Below are 19,059 nucleotides of genomic sequence, written 5' to 3'. Positions count from 1 at the left end.
CAACCTAGGACATTCCATCAGCCGCCGAGGGCTTTCAGCCTGCGCTTCATCGCGGCGATCTCGACGGCCTGGTCCGAGCCGATGTGGTTGGCGAGCTGGAAGATCGTGGTCTCCTGGCCGCCCTCCCCACCCTCCATGAGGTCCTGCACCATCATGATCGCCCCGTCGTGGTGGTTGATCATGGCCTGCAGGAAGTAGCGGTCGAACGCGCGCCCGTCGAGGTCGCGCATCTGGTCGAGCTGCTCGGGCGTGAGCATGCCGGGCATGTCGGCGTGGTCCTCACCGTGGCCGCCGTCGTGGCCGCCGTCGTGGTCGCCGTCGTGGTCGTCGTGCTCTCCCTGCGCGCTGCCGGTCGCGACGTTGGTCGTGAGCCAGTCCTCGAGCTGCTGGATCTCGTCGGCCTGGGAGACCTCCATCCGCTCGACCATCGCGAGCAGGCCGGGATCCTGGGCGCGGTCCGGCACCAGGGCGGCCATCTCGAGCGCCTGCTCGTGGTGGGGGATCATCATCTCGACGAACGCCACGTCCGCCTCGGTGTGCATCGGCGTCGAGAGCTCCTCGACCTCCTCGGGCGAGAGCGTCCTGTTGTCCTCCCCCGGTGCGCCGAGCTGCACGACCGGCGCACCCTCCTCGGCCTTCCCTGCCCCGGAGGGCTTGCCGTCGGGCTCGCCGCCGGTGCACGACGCGGTGCCGAGGACGACGACGAGCACGACGCCGAGCCGGGCCAGGAGGGTCATGGGGCTCTCTTCCGCTGGTGATCCGGTGTTCGCAATCAGTCTTTGGTTCGTGGTGCGCGACACATCCGCGTCGCTACGTTGCTCGGCATCATAGGTCGCGCCGGGGCGCGGATCACCGTCCGAAAGTCCCTGCGTGCGGCCACGATTGAAAGGTCGTCACCCCCTCCATGTCAGACCTCCGTCGTAGTAGAAGCCCGCACCGGGTCATGGGACTGGTCGCAGGAGCGCTGGTCGCAGCGATGCTCCCGGCCGCCGCCGCGCAGGCCTCCGCCGAGGAGCCCGACCCGCGGATCGGGCTCGCCCCGGGATACCTCCCGTGGTCCGAGGCCGCCAGCAACATCGAGCTGCTCGACAACGATCCCCGCACCGGGGCCTTCGACGGCAACCCGGGTGCGTCGAGCATCAATTCCGACCTCGCCTTCAGCGGCGACAACGCGATCGTCGGCAACTACCTCGGGTTCCAGGTCTACGACATCTCCGACCCGGCCGAGCCCAGCCTGCGCGGGTCGTTCCTGTGCCCCGGTGGCCAGGGTGACGTCTCGGTCCACGGAGACCTGCTCTTCATGTCGGTCGAGCAGACCTCGGGGCGCATCGACTGCGGCACCCAGGGCGCGCCCGGCGCCGTGAATCCCGAGCGGTTCCGCGGGGTCCGGATCTTCGACATCTCCGACATCTCCAGCCCCGAGCAGGTCGGCTACGTGCAGACCTGCCGCGGCTCGCACACGCACACGCTCGTGGACTCGCCGAGCGACCCCGACAACCTCTACATCTACAACTCCGGCACCTCGAGCGTGCGCTCCGCCGACGAGCTCGCCGGGTGCGAGAACGCCCCCACCAACAGCAACACCCCGGTGACGACGGGCAACCCGACGCAGTGGCGCATCGACGTCATCAAGGTGCCGCTCGACGCGCCTGAGGACGCGGCGATCGTCAGCCAGCCCCGCATCTTCACCGACCCGGTCACCGGCGCCTACAACGGCCTGCAGAACCTGCCGCCCAACGGCACCCACCCGTCGGGCACCAGCTACTCGCCGTCCCCCAACACCAACACCTGCCACGACATCACCGCCTACCCCGAGATCGGGATCGCGGCCGGTGCCTGCCAGGGCAACGGCATCCTGCTCGACATCACCGACCCGGCCAACCCGGTTCGCACGGACGCGGTCGCCGACGTGAACTTCTCCTACTGGCACTCGGCCACCATCAACAACGACGGCACCAAGGTGATCTTCACCGACGAGTGGGGCGGCGGCTCGAGCCCGCGCTGCCGCACGACCGACAAGCCCGAGTGGGGCGCGAACGCGATCTTCGACATCGTCGACGGCAAGATGCAGTTCCGCAGCTACTACAAGCTGCCGGTGCCGCAGACCGCGCAGGAGAACTGCGTGGCCCACAACGGGTCGCTCGTCCCGGTCCCCGGGCGCGACATCATGGTCCAGGCCTGGTACCAGGGCGGCATGTCGATCTTCGACTTCACCGACTCGCGGAACCCGGTCGAGCTCGCCTACTACGACCGCGGCCCGATCAACGTCCCCAACCCGACCGGCCTCAACCTGGGCGGCTTCTGGTCGACGTACTGGTACAACGGCAACGTCTTCGGCAGCGAGATCGCCCGCGGCTTCGACGCCTTCGGCCTGCTCCCGAGCGACCTGCTCTCCGCCGACGAGATCACGGCGGCCGGCGAGGTCACCGCCGACGAGCTCAACGCCCAGCACCAGACCACGACCACGTGGGCGCCGAGCTTCGCCGTGGCCGGCTCGTACGTCGACCAGGCCGCGCGCTCCGGCGCCCTGACCTCCGAGCCGCTCCAGGGCGTCAGGGACAACCTCGCCCGGGCGCGGGCCAACACCGCGTCGGCGCCCCTGGTGAGGCACTACCTCGACGCCGCGCTGAAGTTCCTCGGCAGCAACGGCGACCAGGGCACGGCGCGTCAGGCGATCATCGAGCTGCGCGACAGCACGGCGTGCGAGGCCGGCTGCAAGCTGCCGACCAAGGTCACCGGGTCGCACTCCCCCGAGCCGTCCACGTTCGGCGAGGCCTCGGCGGCCAGGGTGACTGTCGCGCGCGTCGGGACCGAGGGCGCGGACCCGGCCGGCACCGTGACGGTGACCGACGCGTCCGGCAAGCAGCTCGGCAGGGCAGCGCTCACCCGGGGCTCCGCCACGGTCGACCTGCCCGCCGGCCTCCCGGTCGGCACGCACACGCTGACCGCGACCTACGGCGGTGACGAGACGAACGCCGTCTCGTCGGCGACCTTCACCGCCACGGTCAAGGCCGCACCGGTGCCCACCAAGGCGGCGTCGCGGACGACGGTCAAGGTCAACCCGGCCAAGCCGCGCTTCAAGAAGGCCTTCCGGGTCGTCGTCGGCGTGAGGGCCACGGGCGCGGACGCGACCGGCAAGGTCGTCGTCAAGGTCGACGGCAACAAGGTCGCGACGAAGAAGCTCGCCGACGGCCGTGTGGTGTTCGAGATCAAGCGGACGATCAAGGTCGGCAAGCACCAGCTGCTGGTCTCCTACGACGGCAGCAAGGACGTGGCGCCGAGCAAGGTCCGGACCTCGTTCCGGGTCGTGCGCTGACCCAGTCCGCACGACGAGAGGCCCCGGCGGTCAACCGCCGGGGCCTCTTGTCGTGTGGTGGCTGCTAGCCGTGCTGGCGGCGCAGGCCGAAGGTGAGGCCGTCGACCAGCGCTCCCCACGACGCCTCGATCACGTTGGCTCCGACGCCGACGGTGACCCACGACGACTGGCCGTCGCTGGTCTCGATCAGCACGCGGGTGATCGCGTCGGTGCCGTGCCCCTGGTCGAGGATGCGGACCTTGTAGTCGATCAGCTCGAACTTCGCGACCTCGGGGAACGCCTGGCCGATCGCCTCGCGCAGGGCCGCGTCCAGGGCGTTCACCGGACCGTTGCCCTCGCCCGTGACGACGTACCGCACGCCCTCCGCACGTAGCTTCACCGTGGCCTCGGAGATCGCCTCGCCACCGGTGCGGGTCTCGGTGATCACGCGCCACGACTCGACGTCGAAGTACGACGGCCGCGCGCCCTCGACCTCCTCGGCGAGCAGCAGCTCGAAGGACGCGTCGGCGGCCTCGAAGGTGTAGCCGCGCTGCTCGAGCTCCTTGACCCGGTCGGTGACGCGGGTGACCAGCTCGCGGTCGTGCGAGAGGTCGTAGCCGAGCTCCTTGCCCTTCAGCTCGATCGACGCGCGGCCGGCCATGTCGGAGACGAGGAGCCTCATGTCGTTGCCGATGTCGAGCGGGTCCATGTGCTGGTAGAGGTTCGGGTCGACCTTGATCGCGCTGGCGTGCAGCCCGGCCTTGTGCGCGAACGCCGACGTGCCGACGTAGGGCTGGCGCGAGGCCGGCGGGAAGTTGGTGACCTCGGCGACCGCGTGGGCGATGCGGGTCGCCTCGCGCAGCAGGCCCTGCGGGAGGACCGACCTGTCCAGCTTGAGCTCGAGGTTCGCGACCACCGTGACGAGGTCGGCGTTACCGGTGCGCTCGCCGTAGCCGTTGATGCAGCCCTGCACGTGCGTCGCGCCGGCGTTGACCGCGGCCAGCGAGTTGGCGACGGCGCAGCCGCTGTCGTTGTGGGCGTGGATGCCGACGCGCGCGCCGGTCGTGTCGATCACGTCGCGCACGACGTCGGAGACCCAGTCCGGCAGCATCCCGCCGTTGGTGTCGCAGAGCGCGACGACCTCGGCGCCGGCCTCGGCCGCGGTGCGCAGGACCTCGAGGGCGTACGACCGGTTCGCGCGGTAGCCGTCGAAGAAGTGCTCCGCGTCGAGGAACACCGTCTGCCCCTCCTCGCGCAAGTGGGCCACGGTGTCGCGCACCATCGCGAGGTTCTCCTCGAGCGTGGTGCGCAGCGCGAGCTCGACGTGCCGGTCGTGCGACTTCGCGACGAGCGTGACCACGCCCGCGCCCGAGTCGCGGAGGGCGGCGACGAGCGGGTCGTCAGCAGCTCGTACGCCGGCCCGGCGGGTGGCGCCGAACGCCGCGAGCCTCGCGTGCCTGAGGTCCAGCTCGTCCTGCGCCCGACGGAAGAACTCGGTGTCCTTCGGGTTCGAGCCCGGCCAGCCTCCCTCGATGTAGCCGACGCCCAGGCCGTCGAGCTGCCGGGCGATCGTCAGCTTGTCGGCGACCGAGAGGTTGAGCCCCTCCTGCTGCGCGCCGTCGCGCAGGGTGGTGTCGTAGACATGGAAGGCGCCGTGCAGGTCCATCGGAGCATCTCTCTGGCTGGTGACATGAAAAAACCTCCTGGGGTGCAGGAGGTGGGCGCGACGAGTGGCTCGTCGCGCTAGGGAATGATGATCGTGCTGCTGGTCACGGGCTCATGGTGCCACCGATGCGGCTGGCGTGAGACGTGAGTCTCGGGATCCGGTCCCCGGGCTGCGAGGCACGCCGTGCCGGTCGCCCTGCACCGGGCGTCGTACATGCCAGAGTGGACCCATGATCACGGTCGAACGCCTCACCAAGACCTATGGCGGGTTCACCGCCGTGGACGACGTCAGCTTCACCGCCCAGCACGGCAGGGTCACCGGGTTCCTCGGCCCCAACGGAGCCGGCAAGACGACGACCATGCGCATCATGGTCGGCCTCACGCCCGCGACGTCGGGCAGCGTGCTCATCGGCGGCCGGAGCTATCGCGACATCCCCAACCCCGGCCGGCACGTCGGCGTCCTGCTGGACGCCTCCGCCCAGCACGCCGGTCGCACAGGACGCGAGGTGCTGATGATCGGCGCCAAGACGATGGGCCTGCCCGACTCGCGCGTCGACGAGATGCTCGAGCTCGTGTCGCTGACCGCGGACGAGTCGAAGCGCCGCGTGCGCAACTACTCGCTCGGCATGCGGCAGCGGCTCGGCATCGCCCACGCGCTGCTCGGCGACCCGTCGGTGCTGATCCTCGACGAGCCCGCCAACGGGCTCGACCCGGCCGGCATCCGGTGGATGCGGCGCCTGCTCAAGTCGTACGCCGACCAGGGCGGGACCGTGCTGCTCTCGAGCCACCTGCTCAACGAGGTCGAGCTGATCGCCGACGAGATGATCCTCATCGGCCGGGGCACGATCGTCGCCTCGGGCACCAAGGAGTCCCTGCTGTCCGGCCAGGCGAGCAGCACGCTGGTGCACTCGGAGGACGACGACGCGCTCGGTCGCCACCTCACGGCTGCCGGGCACAAGGTCACCGTCGAGGCCGGTGGGCTGCGGGTCGACTCCGACTCCCCCACCGTCGGACGCGCCGCGCTCGAGGCCCGGGTCGTGCTCACCGAGCTCCGGTCCGGGGCCGCCGGCCTCGAGGACCTCTTCCTCTCCCTCACCGAGGACACCCAGCGCGAGGGACATCCCGCCGCCGCGACCGCCCAGGGAGGCACCGCATGAGCACCACCACCTCGTCCGAGATCCTCGACGTCTCCGGCACCCCGGCCGTCCCGTTCACCCGGCTCGTCAGCGTCGAGGTCCGCAAGGCCCTCGACACCCGCGCCGGCCGCTGGTTCTCCGGCTCGATCGTGCTCCTCAGCCTCGCCGTCGTCGTCATCTACGCCTTCGCCGCTCCGGAGAACGCCCGTGACTTCAGCGACGTCATCGCCGTGTCGGGCGCCGTGCTGGGCTACTTCCTGCCCATCCTGCTGATCCTGATGGTGACCAGCGAGTGGAGCCAGCGCACCGGCCTGACCACCTTCACCCTCGAGCCGCACCGCGGTCGCGTGGTGGCGGCGAAGCTCTGCGGCGGCCTGATCCTCGGGGCCGTGCTGATCGTCATCGCCATGCTGGTGGCCGCGGTCGGCACCCTCATCGGCGGCGGAGACTGGTCGATCACCGCCGACGTGCTCGTCAAGGGCTTCCTGGTGGCCAACCTCATCGGGATCCTGACCGGCTTCGCCATCGGCATGCTGCTGATGAACAGCCCGGCGGCGATCGTCACCTACTTCATCTACTCCCTGGTGCTGCCGATCGCGGTCGGCATCCTGAGCTCCTTCCAGCAGTGGTTCGCCGACCTCGCCCCGTGGATCGAGTTCAACACCGCCCAGGGACTGATGTTCCAGGCCGACGGCGCCCCCAGCGGCGAGGTCTTCGCCCAGCTGCTCGTCTCCGGCACGATCTGGCTGGTGGTCCCCTTCGTCCTCGGCCTGCTGCGACTCCTGCGCGCCGAGCCCAAGTAGCGCGAGCGGGTCGACGTACGCCCGGCGTGCGGCTGGTCAGTCCCGGCCGCACGCCGCCGCGGCCAGCGCGACGAGCGCAGAGAGCAGGAAGGCCGTCGACATCCCGGCCCCATCTGCGACCACGCCGGCGAGGGCGGCGCCGAGGGCCTGGCCCAGCACCAGCGCGACGAAGAGCACCGAGGTGCCGGCCGCTCCGCGTGTGGGCAGCACGCGGCTCGCCCACGCGATGAGTGCGGAGCTGGCGGCCACGAAGCCCCAGCCGAACCCCACACATGCTGCGACGTGCACGAGGCGGGGGGCGTCCGTCAGGCCGAGGCCGGCGGTCGATGCGGCGACCACCGCGGACGTGAGCAGCCAGGCCCGCTGCGGCGACAGCGACGCGAGCCGGCTCGCGGTGAGCACCGTGGCCGTACCTCCGACGCCCAGGGCGATCCAGGCCAGCACGGTCGTCGTGTCGCCGGCCCCGGTGGCGGCGAGCTGCGTGCGGCCGTAGGTCCACGTGACCGCCGAGGCGACGCCCAGCAGGATCGCCGCGACCGCCGGGACCCGGAGCCTCACGAGCGAGGCACTCCCACGGTCCGACATCGCTCGGGAGCCGGCCGCAGGGCGGACCCTCCCGCGGTCGAGCAGCAGCACGCCGCCCCCGGCGAGCGCGGTCACGACCGCGCTCAGGACGAAGGCAGCGCGCCAGTCCGGCATGACCAGCGCGAGCACGCCTGCCGCCACCAGGCCGGGCCCGGTCCCGGCGTTGACCGTTGCCTGGGCCGCATCGGCGCGCTGCGGCGAGACCGTACGGGCGACGACCGCCACGAGTCCCGGTGACGCCAGGCCCGCACCGGCCGAGGCGACGACGACCGCCGGGGCCAGGAGGGCGAGGCCCGGGGCGAGCGCCATCGCGACCGCACCACCCGAGGCCGTCGCGACCGAGGCCACGAGCAACGCCCGCGGGCGGTGGTCGAGCACCACCGCCGCGAGCGCGCCCACGCAGTAGGCCACGGACGAGCCCGACGCGATGAAGCCGGCAGTGGCGGTGCCCAGCGGCACCGACCGGTCGATGTCGGGCAGGAAGAGTCCATAGGCAAGGCGGACCAGGCCGTAGGTCCCGGCGATGAGTGAGCAGCCGGCCATCACGAGCCACCCGTCGCGCGACCCGAAGAACGATAACGTTCGTTTCACTTCTTGAGCCTACACTTCAGGAGTGGCCACCCGTGACTCCACCCGCACCCGGCTCCTCGACGCCGTCGACGAGGTCGTGTTCGCCGGGGGCGACACCCACGCGCCGGTCGACGTCATCCTCGACCGGGCCGGCGTCTCCCCGGCCACGCTCTACCGGGCCTACGGCAGCAAGGACGACCTCGTGGCGGCCGCGCTCGACCGACGTCACGCGGAGTGGCTCGAGGTGTGGGAGGCAGCGGTGGCGCAGGCGCGCACGGACCGCGACCGGCTCCTGGCGGTCTTCGACGCGATCGACACCTTCCGGACCAGGAGCACCGGCGCCCGGTGGTGCGCGTTCCTCGGCACGGCGGCCGGACACGCCGAGCCCGCACCCGTGCTCGCGGCTGCGGTCCGACACGAGACCGAGACCCTCCGCGCACGCCTCCTCGACCTGGCGGAGCCTGTCGTCGGCCCGGCCGCTCCTGCCGTCGTCGAGGCGCTCGTGCTCCTCTACTCCGGTGAGCTGGCGATGCGCCTGCGTCCCGTCGTCCGGGGCATCGACCGCCCGCGCACGCGCGACCTGGCGGGCGTGATCCTCGACCGCGCGGACCTGCTCGGCGCCTGAACGCCGGCCCGCTACGTCGGGAAGCCCCGGAACGCCAGGTGGTCCTTCACCCGCTCGACGTCGGCCTCCGACGGCACCGCGTCGGTCACCTTGGAGATCGAGACGGCGATGTCCGTGGTGTCGACGAGCATGCCCTCGTCGGCGAGCTCGGCGGCGATGGCCGCCACCTCGTCGTCGGTCATCCGGCGACGGAGGAGGGCGAGGAGGGGGATGTAGTCCTGGGCGGGCACGCCGGTGGGGTAGCCCTCGCGGAGCCAGGCGACCACACGGTTCAGCAGCACGGGCACGGCGTACTCCTCACTTCTCGACCAGCGTCGGGTAGATGTGCTCGAAGCTCAAGGCGTAGCCGAAGCCGGAGGCCACGATGAAGGTGATCCCGAGCGCGACGCCGGCGAGCACGACGGCGAAGCACAGGGCGGCCAGCACGCGACCGAGCGGATGGGGCGAGCCGCCGTCGACCTCGGCGGCGGTGCCGCCGGTCCCCCACGTGGCCGAGCGGATGCCGAGTGCGAAGACGGCCGGCAGGCCCGCGCCGAGGATCAGCCCCGCGAGCAGGACCTGCCAGGCGCCGTCGAGGGCGTAGCCGAGGTTGTTCATCGAGCACCTCCGGAGGCAGCGGCGGTCGCCGGGACCGAGGCGGAGGGAGCGCCGTCCCAGGCGTCGTTAACGTTGGTGTGGTCGACCGGGGCGCGGCGGGAGCGGACGTACATGTAGCCGGCCAGCACCACGAGGATCGCGAACACGACGAGCGCACCGCCCAGGCCGCCGACCAGGTTGCCGACCCACCAGGTGAGCGCGCCCACCACCGCGGCCATCGGGAAGGTGATCATCCAGGCCAGGACCATCCGGCCGGCGACGCCCCAGCGGACCTCGGCGCCCTTCTTGCCGACGCCGGTGCCGAGGATCGAGCCGGTCGCCACGTGGGTGGTCGAGAGCGCGAAGCCGAGGTGGCTCGAGGCGAGGATCACCGCCGCCGAGGACGACTCGGCGGCCATGCCCTGCGGGGAGGAGATCTCGACGAGGCCCTTGCCGAGCGTGCGGATGATCCGCCAGCCGCCGAGGTAGGTGCCGAGCGCGATCGCCAGCGCACAGGTGAGCTTGACCCAGAACGGGATGGAGCCGGTGTCGGTCCACTCCCCCGACGCGATCAGCGCGAGGGTGATCACGCCCATCGTCTTCTGCGCGTCGTTGGTGCCGTGCGCCAGCGAGACGAGCGAGGCCGAGCCGATCTGACCCCAGCGGAAGCCGGTCTCGCGGTAGCGCTCGGTCACTCCCTCGGTGATCCGGTGGATCAGCCAGGTGCCGACCGCGGCGACGACGAGCGCGATGACCGGCGACAGGAGCGCCGGCAGCAGCACCTTGCCGACCACGCCGTCCAGCTTCGTGCCGTCGCCGGCCCAGTTGACGCCGGAGAAGCCGAGGCCCGCGATCGTCGCGCCGACCAGCCCGCCGAAGAGGGCGTGCGACGAGCTCGACGGCAGGCCCAGGAGCCAGGTCAGCAGGTTCCACAGGATGCCGCCGACGAGACCCGCGAGGATGATCATCAGCAGCGCCTGGCCGCCGTTCTCGAGGAACTGCGGCTGCGGGGCGCCGTCGGAGTCCTGCACCTTGATGACGGCGTTGGTCACGGTGAGGGCCACCTCGACCGACAGGAACGCCCCGATCAGGTTGAGGGTCCCGGAGAGGGCGACGGCGACCTTGGGCCGCAGGGCACCGGTGGCGATGGAGGTGGCCATCGCGTTGCCGGTGTCGTGGAATCCGTTGGTGAAGTCGAACGCGAGGGCGGTCACCACCACCAGCCCCAGGATGACGAGCTCAGGAGTCACCTGTCGGACTGTTCTCCTCCCGCACGCGCTTGGCGATACCCGGGCGGCGGTGTTCAGGCACTGTTCACCCGGCGCCGCGCGGCCGCACTCGAGGTCGGACAGGCAGAAGGGCCCCGACCGCATCAGCGATCGGGGCCCTTCGGTGCAGCTACGTCAGACGGCGCGGACGTTCTCGGCCTGCGGGCCCTTGGGGCCGGCGGTGACGTCGAACTCGACCTTCTGGTTCTCGTCGAGGGACTTGTAGCCGTTGGTCTGGATCGCGGAGTAGTGGACGAACACGTCCTCGCCGCCGCCATCCTGAGCGATGAAGCCGAAGCCCTTCTCAGCGTTGAACCACTTCACGGTGCCCTGAGCCATTGTCATTTCCTTTGTTCGGTGCCGGGGACGACGTGCCCACCGGCCGCTGAAGCCATCCACCTGTGCTGATGTCCAGCGAACCGAAAACCAGGAAGAAAAAGATACGAGTCGCGACTAGGTGCGCGACCAGAGCGGACGAGTCCACCCCTTCAACACGACAAGCCTAGTGCACGATGGGCTGGGCGTCGGATTCGCGGTCCTCGTCGGCCCCGTCAGGTCGGGTCGGAGACCGCCTAGAGCCACCCGGGCAGCCGCACGTCGGAGAACGGCGCGGAGTCGTACGGCGTCCAGCTGGTGCCCTGGGCCGAGACGGCGGCGCCGAGCCCCGAGCCCAGGGCTGCGACGAGCAGCGTGACGAGGAACCACGGCACGCCTCGGCGCGCGAGCGGGTCCACCACACGGTGCACGGGCGCGCGGACCCGCTCGGCGCCGGGGCCGAGCCAGGTCGCGAAGGCGAAGGTGGCCCCGATGACGGCCAGCGAGGTCGTCATCGAGATCGAGGCCGCGAAGCAGAGCAGCGCGATCGCGCACGCGATGCCGATGCTCCAGAGGAAGAGCACCAGCGCTCCACCGAGGGCGGCGACCACGTGCCACGGAGCGGCCAGCAGCACCTGCACGCCGTCGTACCACCTGGCGCCGCGACGGTCACGGCGGTTGCCGGCCGACGAGGCGGCCAGCGAGCCGCTGCGGAGCAGCCAGACGGCGACGAAGAGGACGGCGGTCGTGACGTAGGGCGCGAAGGCGATGCCGCCGGCGACCACCCCAGCCCCGGCCAGGAGGGTGAGCGAGCGGCGCAGGCGCTGGCCGGCGGGGACCCGCTCGCGGGCAGGCGGTCCGTAGGCGGTGACGTACTCGGTCGAGCCGTCCGGCAGCACACGGGTCTGGCGGTGCGGGACCGTTCCCGTGTCGCCCCAGCGATCCGCACGGTCGTCCTCCGCCGTCCAGTCCTGCGACCAGTGGAACGGCTCGACGGGTGCGGGCACCGGGCCGGGTGCGACGTGCCCGATCGGAGGAGCGGCGGCGGTCCCGAGGCGGGTCGGGGCGTCGTGCTCCTCCTGCATCGCGGCGACGTAGGGCAGCGTCACGCTGCTGCCACCGGCGTGCGGCGCGCGCGGGGCGCCGCCGGAGAGGTCCTCGATCCAGTCGCGCACCTCCTCGAGGGAGGGGCGGTCCTCGGGTCGCGGGGCGAGCGCGTCCTCGACGAGGTCGAGCACGTCGGGGTCGAGGCCGGTCAGGTCGTGCTCGCCGCGCCGGACGCGGTCCATGATCGCCACCGACGGACCGCGGCCGTAGGGCGCGCGGCCGGTGCCGGCGTAGGCCACGGTCGCGGCCCAGGCGTGCACGTCGGAGGCCGCGCTGGCGTCGTCGCCGTAGAGGATCTCGGGAGCGAGGTAGCCCGGCGTGCCCAGCAGCCAGCCGTTCATCGTGATGCGCGAGTCGTCGGCGACCCGGGCCAGGCCGAAGTCGATCAGGATCGGCGTACGCCCCTCCATGATCACGTTGGACGGCTTGATGTCGCGGTGGAGGACCCCGACCGAGTGGACCGCCTCGAGGGCCTCGGCCAGGCAGTCGGCGAACCACAGCAGGTCGTCGCCGTCGAGCGCCCCCTCCTCCTGCACGTGGTCGTGGAGCGACAGGCCGGGGACGTAGCGGGTCGCGACGAACGGGATGTCGCCGTAGGGGTCGGCGTCGACGATCTCCGCGATCCGGCGGCTGCGCACCCGGCTCAGCGAGCTGACCTCGCGCGCGAGGCGGCGGCGCGCCTCGTCGTCGCCGACGATGTGCGGACGGAGCACCTTGATCGCGACCGGCCGCTCCCCCGGCTTCTGGCCGAGGTGGACCACGCCCATGCCGCCCTCGCCGAGGCGGGCGCGCAGCGCGTAGCCGCCGACGGTGAGGCCGGGCGGCGGCGCCTTCGGGGTCGTCGTCACGCCACGAGGATACGGGCGGGACGCGCCCGTTCCGGCGATGTCGTACGTCTGCTCCATCATGTCGTGATGGACGAGATCCGCCGTCGGTTGGTTGCCGAGCGCTCGGCCGCGCTCGAGCGGCTGGAGTCGCTGTCCGGCGACCACGACGCGATCGTCGCCGCGTCCCTCGACACCAACGCCGACGACGAGCACGACCCGGAGGGCGCCACGATCGCCTTCGAGCGGTCGCAGATCGGGGCGCTCGTGCGCCAGGTGAGGGGCCACCTGGCGGAGCTCGACGCCGCTGCTGCGCGTGTCGAGGAGGGGGCGTACGGCGTGTGCGAGCGCTGCGGGTCAGCGATCGGGGAGGCCCGGCTCGACGCGCTGCCGGCGGCCCGGCTGTGCATCGCCTGCGCGTCCTCCTCACCCTGAGCACGCTCGGTCGACGACCGGCCTCGCTCCGGTTCATCCGTGCGAGCGGTGAGTGAGCCACGTTCGAGGGCCGGCGAACGTCGGTCACGCACCGCTGCCCCGGCGCGCCGCTCGCGACACGCCGGCCGGGCGGTGAGTGAGCCACGATCCAGAGCCTCGGAATGTGGCTCACGCACCGCTCGGCACTCGGTCATCCGGCCGGCGGTGAGTGAGCCACAATCCAGGGCGTCGGAATGTGGCTCACGCACCGCTCGGCACTCGGTCATCCGGCCGATCCGGCGAGGTAGCCGTGAGCACTACCGTGCACGCATGCTCACGTTCGTCCGGTCGCTGTGGCGCCTGCCTGCGCCGGCCGACGCCGCGCCGCCGGGCGTGCTCGACCGTGCCTTCGTGGTGGCGGTGGCCGTGGCTGCGGTGGTCGAGACGCTGCTGCGCGACGACCTCGAGTGGCGCTGGGCCACGCTCGTCGGCTTCCTCGTGTGGCTGCCGACGCTGGTGGTGCGGCGTACCTCTCCGAGCCTGCCGGTCACCGTCTTCGGCGCGGTCAACCTCGTGACGTGGATCGCCGCCAGCAACCTCGGCGGTGCGCCCGGTGACCTCAGCACCGGCCTCGTCGCCCTGCTGATCCCCTACTCCCTCGCCCGGTGGGCCTCCGGGAGGGACGCGGTGGTGGGGCTCTGGCTGTTCGCCCTCGTCGTCGCCTACGCGATCTTCCACGAGGGGATGCCGGCCGGCGACCGGATCGGGGCGACGGCCGTCTGCGTCGCGGCGGCGTCGGTCGGCGTGGCCGTCCGGACCCGCTCGCTGCTGCGATCGCGCCAGCTGGACGACGTACGCCAGCAGGAGCGGGAGCGACTCGCGCGCGACCTGCACGACACGGTCGCCCACCACCTGACGGCCATCGCGATCAGCGCCCAGGCGGGCCTCGCGGTCGCCGACGACCGTCCCGAGGCAGCCAAGGACGCGCTGCGCCGGATCGACGAGGAGGCCTCCCGCACGCTGACCGAGACCCGCGAGGTCGTGCGGATGCTGCGCACCGAGGAGGACGCGCCCGACCGGCCGATCGACGACCTCACCGGGCTGGCGACCGCGACGGGTCCGGGGCCCGCCGTCGAGGTCACCGTCGGCGACGGGGTCGACGCGCTCTCCCCCACCGTCGCTGCCGCCGTGCACCGGATCGCCCAGGAGGCGGTCGCCAACGCCCGTCGCCACGCGGTCGGCGCCACCTCCGTGCAGGTGTCGGTCGACATCCAGGGTGACGACCTCGCCCTCACGGTCGTCGACGACGGCACCGCCAGCACGAGGAACGGCGCCGGCTTCGGGATCGTCGGGATGACCGAGCGGGCTGACCTGCTCGGTGGCCGTCTCGACGCCGGACCGCGGCCCGCGGGCGGGTGGCAGGTCGTCGCGACGCTCCCCGTGGACGGACGCCGATGACGACGCTGCGCGTGCTCGTCGCCGACGACCAGGAGATCGTCCGCACCGGCCTGGAGATGATCCTGGACGCCCAGGAAGGCATCGAGGTCGTCGCGACCGCCGTCGACGGGCAGGACGCGGTCGAGCAGGCGCGGGCGCTGCGCCCCGACGTGTGCCTGCTCGACATCCGGATGCCGCGGCTCAACGGCATCGAGGCGACCCGGGCGCTGGCGGGCCCGGACGTGGCCGACCCGATGGCGGTCGTCGTGGTGACGACGTTCGACCTCGACGAGTACGTCTACGGTGCGCTGCTCGCGGGCGCCAAGGGCTTCCTGCTCAAGGACTGCGGCCCGCAGGTCCTCACCCACGCCGTGCGCGCGGCTGCCGACGGTGGTTCGTTGATCGCACCGAGCGTCACGACCCGGATGCTGCAGTCGTTCGCAGGCCGGGACGTGCCGCCCCAGCCGACGTCAGCGCTGACCGAGCGGGAGGAGCAGGTGTTGGTCGCCGTCGCCCGCGGGCTCACGAACCACGAGGTCGCGGCCGAGCTCTACATCTCGCTGAGCACCGTGAAGACCCACCTCGGCGCCCTGATGGCCAAGCTCGGGGTGCGCAACCGCGTCGAGCTCGCGCTCTGGGCCTATCAGACCCGACGGCTCGACTGAGCCGCCTGGGAGCGCCGCACCAGCCACTCGGCGACGAGCAGGTTGAGCACCCACGCGAACCCCATCCCGCCGGCCTTCACGCCACCGCCCGGCTGGCCGACGAGCAGCGCGATCGGCCCGAGCACGAGCGCCTGCGTGCCGGCGCCCTGCGCGACGGCGTACGACCTCGCCATCCAGCGCTGGTGCGTGCGGACGTCGCGACGCCGGATCGCGAGGACGCCGAGCACGAGCCCGGCGACCATCAGCGAGCCGAAGGCCACGCGCAGCCACATCAGGGCGGTGTCGTCCTGGGCCGGGAGGTCGTGGAGCGTGGCCATCCACATTCCGCTGAGCGCTGCGGCGAGGCCCGCCGGGACCAGGATCCGACCGCTGGTCCGGTGCCATCCGGGCCTCTTCGTGCGGAACGACGGCATGAGCTGGAAGGCGCCCAGGAGGCAGTAGGTCGTCGCGCCGACGACGTGCACGATGATCGGGACCGGGAGGTCGAAGAAGCGGGCGTTCTCCTCGGTCCGCCCCGACGACAGGTCGACCAGTCGCGCGGCGCCGGCGGCGGCCGGCACGAGGGTCAGCGCGACCAGGCCGGCGGGGATCCACCAGTCATGGTGGCGCCTCGTCGGCGGAGCGGACCGGAGCGTGGTCGTCGTCATGGGACGAGCCTGATCCGCGACGGCGTACGCCGGATCGGCCCCGGGGCCCGAGCGGGTCAGCCGATCGGCCGACCCACACCCTGCTGCTCCAGGGCCACGATCAGGCTCCGGGCGTCGTGCGGACCGATGTGGCGGGTGTCGCCGATGAAGAACGTCGGCGTCCCGCGCACGCCGCTCTCCTCGGCGGAGGCGACGTCGTGCGCGACGTGCCGGTGCACGTCGTCGTCGTCGAGGTCGCGCATGAACCGCTCGACGTCGAGCCCGATCTCGGCGGCGTACCCCACGAGGTCCTCGAGCTCGAGCTCGTCCTGGTGGGCGAAGAGGACCGCGTGCATCTCCCAGAACCTGCCCTGCAGCGAGGCGGCCTCGGAGGCGAGCGCGGCGAGCTCGGAGTGGGGGTGAACCGGGAGCGGCAGGTGCCGGGTGACGTAGCGGAGCCGGTCGCCGAAGTGGGCACGCAGCTCGTCGCCGACCCCGCTGACCCGGGCGCAGAACGGGCACTCGTAGTCGAGGTACTCGACCAGCGTCAGCTCGGCGTCGACCGGGCCGACGACGTGGTCGCGTGCGGGATCGACCGGCTGGCTGAGGGTGCGGGGAAGCGCTGCGTCGGTCTGGCCGAGGAAGCGCGCAGAGAACCGGAAGGCAGCCCATCCCGCAAGGCTGGCGAGCACCGCCGCGAGGAGCACGCCGACCCGCGCCTGGTCCTGCAGGCGGGTGGACTCGAAGGCCAGGCTGATGATCAGCAGCGACACCGTGAACCCGATGCCCGACAGCGCGCCACCGGCCAGCGTGTGGCCGAGCCCGACGCCCTGCGGCAGCCGGCCCCAGCCGAGCCGCACGCTGGCGAAGGCGCCGACGAAGATGCCGAGCGCCTTGCCGACGACCAGGCCGAGCACGATGCCCCACATCAGCCGCGACGCGAGGGCGTCGCCGAGCACGCCGTCGCGGAGGTCGACGCCGGCGTTGGCCAGGGCGAAGAGGGGTACGACGACGTGGCTGGTCGGGGTGTGCAGCGCCTCCTGGAGCCGCTCGTTGACCGAGATGGCACGGGTGAGGGAACGCCGCGCGGTGCGCTGGACGCCGGGCATCGGCGACTGCCGGAACGCGCGGAACGTCCGCGCGGCCTCCTCGACGTCGACGCGTCGCGGGTCGAGCGCGGGCACCAGCAGGCCGCTGACCATGCCGGCGATGGAGGCGTGCACGCCGGACTCGAGCGTCGCGACCCACAGCACCAGCACGACCAGGACGTAGGGAGCGGCCTGCCAGACGGCGAAGCGGTCGAGGACGACGAGCACGACCAGGCACAGCGCGGCGACGCCCAGCGCACCGAGGGAGAGGCCGTCGGAGTAGACGATGCCGATCACGCTGACCGCGACGATGTCGTCGATCACGGTGAGCGTGAGCAGGAAGATCCGCAGCTGCGTGGAGACGGCCGGCCCGACGAGCGCCATCACCCCCAGCAGGAAGGCGGTGTCGGTCCCGATCACCGCGCCCCACCCGGCGGCCTGCTCGCCCGAGGGGTTGAGGGCGAGGAAGATCGCGGCCGGCACGAGCATGCCGGTGATGCCCGCGACGAGGGGCACGACGACCCGGCTGCGGTCGGTGAGCTCGCCGATCGCGAACTCCTTGCGCACCTCGAGGCCGATCACGAAGAAGAACACGACCATCAGGCCGTCGTTGATCCAGTGGTGCAGGTCCATCGTGAGGCCGCCGTCGCCGAAGCGGATCGCCAGCTCAGTGTGCCAGAGGTCGACGTAGGACTCCGACCACGGGGAGTTCGCCCAGACCAGGGCGATGAGGGCGGCCACGACGAGCATGCCGGCGGAGCCCGACTCGGTGCGCATGAAGTCGCGCAGGGAGCGTGAGCTCTGGGCTTCGAAGGCCTGGGATCCCTTGCAGGAGGACTGGTCGGGATCGATCTCCACCTCGGCCGCACTCACACCGAGAGCCTATCGGCGCGCGGAGGCCCGTCCGACCGATCCGCGTCAGCCGAGCGCGAACAGGCGGACCTCAGACCACGCGGTGCATCCAGCCGAAGGTGTCATCGGCGCGGCCGAGCTGCATGCCGACGAGGGACTCGCGGAGCCGCATGGTGAGGTCGGTGCTCGTCGGAGCCGGGGTCACGCCGCTGGGCGAGCGGAGCTCACCGACCGGGGTGACGACGGCGGCGGTGCCGCAGGCGAAGACCTCGGTGATGTCGCCCGACGCGACGCCGTCGCGCCACTCGTCGATGGAGACCTTGCGCTCCTCGACCGCGTGGCCGAGCTTGCCGGCCAGCTCGAGGATCGACGCGCGAGTGATGCCCTCGAGGATGGTGCCGGTCTCGGGCGTGACGACGCGGCCGTCGCGGTGCACGAAGAAGAGGTTCATCCCGCCGAGCTCCTCGATGTAGCGGAACTCCTGGTCGTCGAGGAAGACGACCTGGTCGCAACCCATCTCGATGGCTTCGCGCTGTGCGGCCAGCGACGACGCGTAGTTGCCGCCGGTCTTCGCCGCGCCCATGCCGCCGCGACCGGCGCGGGTGAAGCTCTCGGACAGCCAGAGGTTGACCGGCTTGATGCCGCCCTTGAAGTACGCCCCCGCCGGGGACGCGATGACCATGAAGGTCACGTGCTGGGCCGGCCGCACACCGAGGAAGGTCTCCGAGGCGAACATGAACGGGCGCAGGTAGAGCGACTTCTCGCCACCGTCGCCCTCGTTGGCCGGCACCCAGCGCTGGTCGGCCTCGACGAGTGCGTCGACGCACGCCACGAAGTCGTCGATCGGCAGCTCGGGGAAGGCCAGCCGCTGCGACGAGCGCACCATGCGCGCGGCGTTCTGGTCGGGACGGAACGTCCAGACCGAGCCGTCCGCGTGGCGGTAGGCCTTCATGCCCTCGAAGGTCTCCTGCGCGTAGTGCAGCACGGCCGTCGCCGGGTCGAGCGTCAGCGGGCCGTAGGGCGTGATCCGCGCGTCGTACCACCCCTTCTCCGGCGTCCACTCCACCGTGAGCATGTGGTCGGTGAAGTGCGTGCCGAAGCCGGGGTTCGCCAGGATCTCGGCGAGCCGGGCGTCGTCGACGGGCGTGGGGTTGGCGGTGGTGCTGATCTGCATGGGGTCAACCTATTCCAGAGGCCCGGGACGGGCA

The 19,059-nt window shown here is 71.8% G+C and carries 18 protein-coding genes; 7 read left to right on the top strand and 11 right to left on the bottom strand.

The genetic code is table 11. The annotated features are described in order from the left end of the window. Positions 1 to 17: 17 nt before the first annotated feature. On the bottom strand, positions 18 to 737 hold the full coding sequence (locus EUA93_RS13890; protein WP_129400674.1) for a DUF305 domain-containing protein: 720 nt from the start codon (positions 735 to 737) through the stop codon (positions 18 to 20). Positions 738 to 904: 167 nt separating this feature from the next. Here EUA93_RS13890 and EUA93_RS13885 point away from each other — a divergent pair, with 167 nt between their 5' ends. Continuing rightward, positions 905 to 3,316, top strand: a complete 2,412-nt coding sequence (locus tag EUA93_RS13885; protein ID WP_207208686.1) for an Ig-like domain repeat protein — start codon at positions 905 to 907, stop codon at positions 3,314 to 3,316. A gap of 64 nt (positions 3,317 to 3,380) precedes the next feature. Here the strand turns inward: EUA93_RS13885 and cimA are convergent, their stop codons facing one another. Then, a complete protein-coding gene (cimA, locus tag EUA93_RS13880) occupies positions 3,381 to 4,961 on the bottom strand; it encodes a citramalate synthase (RefSeq protein WP_129400672.1) in 1,581 nt (526 codons plus the stop codon). 229 nt (positions 4,962 to 5,190) lie between these two features. On the opposite strand from cimA, the gene EUA93_RS13875 reads away from it, so the two are divergent. Together EUA93_RS13875 and EUA93_RS13870 are read left to right on the top strand one after the other, a co-directional pair. After that, positions 5,191 to 6,117, top strand: a complete 927-nt coding sequence (locus EUA93_RS13875) for an ABC transporter ATP-binding protein (RefSeq protein WP_129400671.1) — start codon at positions 5,191 to 5,193, stop codon at positions 6,115 to 6,117. Then, positions 6,114 to 6,899, top strand: a complete 786-nt coding sequence (locus EUA93_RS13870) for an ABC-2 transporter permease (protein WP_129400670.1) — start codon at positions 6,114 to 6,116, stop codon at positions 6,897 to 6,899. Before EUA93_RS13875 ends, EUA93_RS13870 begins: the two co-directional genes overlap by 4 nt. A gap of 36 nt (positions 6,900 to 6,935) precedes the next feature. Here EUA93_RS13870 and EUA93_RS13865 read toward each other — a convergent pair whose 3' ends face one another. After that, positions 6,936 to 8,075 (bottom strand): MFS transporter, encoded by a 1,140-nt coding sequence (locus EUA93_RS13865; protein WP_129400669.1) that lies wholly within the window; start codon positions 8,073 to 8,075, stop codon positions 6,936 to 6,938. A gap of 22 nt (positions 8,076 to 8,097) precedes the next feature. On the opposite strand from EUA93_RS13865, the gene EUA93_RS13860 reads away from it, so the two are divergent. Continuing rightward, positions 8,098 to 8,679, top strand: coding sequence for a TetR/AcrR family transcriptional regulator (locus EUA93_RS13860; protein WP_129400668.1), 582 nt, complete (start codon positions 8,098 to 8,100; stop codon positions 8,677 to 8,679). 11 nt (positions 8,680 to 8,690) lie between these two features. Here the strand turns inward: EUA93_RS13860 and EUA93_RS13855 are convergent, their stop codons facing one another. The 5 genes from EUA93_RS13855 to EUA93_RS13835 all read right to left on the bottom strand — a co-directional run bounded on the left by EUA93_RS13855 (position 8,691) and on the right by EUA93_RS13835 (position 12,793). Beyond that, complete coding sequence (locus EUA93_RS13855) at positions 8,691 to 8,966, bottom strand: DUF3349 domain-containing protein (RefSeq protein ID WP_129400667.1); 276 nt, start codon at positions 8,964 to 8,966, stop codon at positions 8,691 to 8,693. Between the two features lie 10 nt (positions 8,967 to 8,976). Next, the gene (locus tag EUA93_RS13850; RefSeq protein ID WP_129400666.1) at positions 8,977 to 9,276 is read right to left on the bottom strand and encodes a hypothetical protein; all 300 of its coding nucleotides are present in this window, start codon (positions 9,274 to 9,276) and stop codon (positions 8,977 to 8,979) included. Then, positions 9,273 to 10,505 (bottom strand): inorganic phosphate transporter, encoded by a 1,233-nt coding sequence (locus EUA93_RS13845; protein WP_129400665.1) that lies wholly within the window; start codon positions 10,503 to 10,505, stop codon positions 9,273 to 9,275. The genes EUA93_RS13850 and EUA93_RS13845 overlap by 4 nt, the downstream gene beginning before the upstream one ends. Positions 10,506 to 10,658: 153 nt before the next feature. Then, the gene (locus EUA93_RS13840; RefSeq protein ID WP_129400664.1) at positions 10,659 to 10,862 is read right to left on the bottom strand and encodes a cold-shock protein; all 204 of its coding nucleotides are present in this window, start codon (positions 10,860 to 10,862) and stop codon (positions 10,659 to 10,661) included. A 233-nt stretch (positions 10,863 to 11,095) separates the two neighbouring features. Then, entirely contained in the window at positions 11,096 to 12,793 is a 1,698-nt protein-coding gene (locus tag EUA93_RS13835) for a serine/threonine protein kinase (protein WP_165355162.1), read from the bottom strand. A gap of 66 nt (positions 12,794 to 12,859) precedes the next feature. Here EUA93_RS13835 and EUA93_RS13830 point away from each other — a divergent pair, with 66 nt between their 5' ends. The 3 genes from EUA93_RS13830 to EUA93_RS13820 all read left to right on the top strand — a co-directional run bounded on the left by EUA93_RS13830 (position 12,860) and on the right by EUA93_RS13820 (position 15,285). After that, a complete protein-coding gene (locus tag EUA93_RS13830) occupies positions 12,860 to 13,204 on the top strand; it encodes a TraR/DksA family transcriptional regulator (RefSeq protein ID WP_129400662.1) in 345 nt (114 codons plus the stop codon). Between the two features lie 309 nt (positions 13,205 to 13,513). Then, positions 13,514 to 14,641, top strand: a complete 1,128-nt coding sequence (locus tag EUA93_RS13825; RefSeq protein WP_129400661.1) for a sensor histidine kinase — start codon at positions 13,514 to 13,516, stop codon at positions 14,639 to 14,641. Further along, positions 14,638 to 15,285 carry a response regulator transcription factor gene (locus tag EUA93_RS13820; protein ID WP_129400660.1) on the top strand — a complete coding sequence of 216 codons (648 nt, stop codon included), beginning with the start codon at positions 14,638 to 14,640 and terminating at the stop codon, positions 15,283 to 15,285. The genes EUA93_RS13825 and EUA93_RS13820 overlap by 4 nt, the downstream gene beginning before the upstream one ends. Here the strand turns inward: EUA93_RS13820 and EUA93_RS13815 are convergent. The 3 genes from EUA93_RS13815 to EUA93_RS13805 all read right to left on the bottom strand — a co-directional run bounded on the left by EUA93_RS13815 (position 15,264) and on the right by EUA93_RS13805 (position 19,025). Further along, positions 15,264 to 15,932 (bottom strand): DUF2306 domain-containing protein, encoded by a 669-nt coding sequence (locus tag EUA93_RS13815; protein ID WP_129400659.1) that lies wholly within the window; start codon positions 15,930 to 15,932, stop codon positions 15,264 to 15,266. The two genes, EUA93_RS13820 and EUA93_RS13815, sit on opposite strands and share 22 nt — an antisense overlap. Before the next feature lie 56 nt (positions 15,933 to 15,988). After that, complete coding sequence (nhaA, locus tag EUA93_RS13810) at positions 15,989 to 17,872, bottom strand: Na+/H+ antiporter NhaA (protein ID WP_242497372.1); 1,884 nt, start codon at positions 17,870 to 17,872, stop codon at positions 15,989 to 15,991. A gap of 70 nt (positions 17,873 to 17,942) precedes the next feature. Next, positions 17,943 to 19,025 carry a branched-chain amino acid aminotransferase gene (locus EUA93_RS13805; RefSeq protein ID WP_129400658.1) on the bottom strand — a complete coding sequence of 361 codons (1,083 nt, stop codon included), beginning with the start codon at positions 19,023 to 19,025 and terminating at the stop codon, positions 17,943 to 17,945. Between the last annotated feature and the right edge of the window lie 34 nt (positions 19,026 to 19,059).

This window comes from Nocardioides oleivorans (assembly GCF_004137255.1).
In the GTDB taxonomy this organism is placed as follows: Bacteria; Actinomycetota; Actinomycetes; order Propionibacteriales; family Nocardioidaceae; genus Nocardioides; species Nocardioides oleivorans.
Note: the sequence above shows the minus strand (reverse complement) of the source record. Positions and strands in the feature narration are given on the sequence as shown.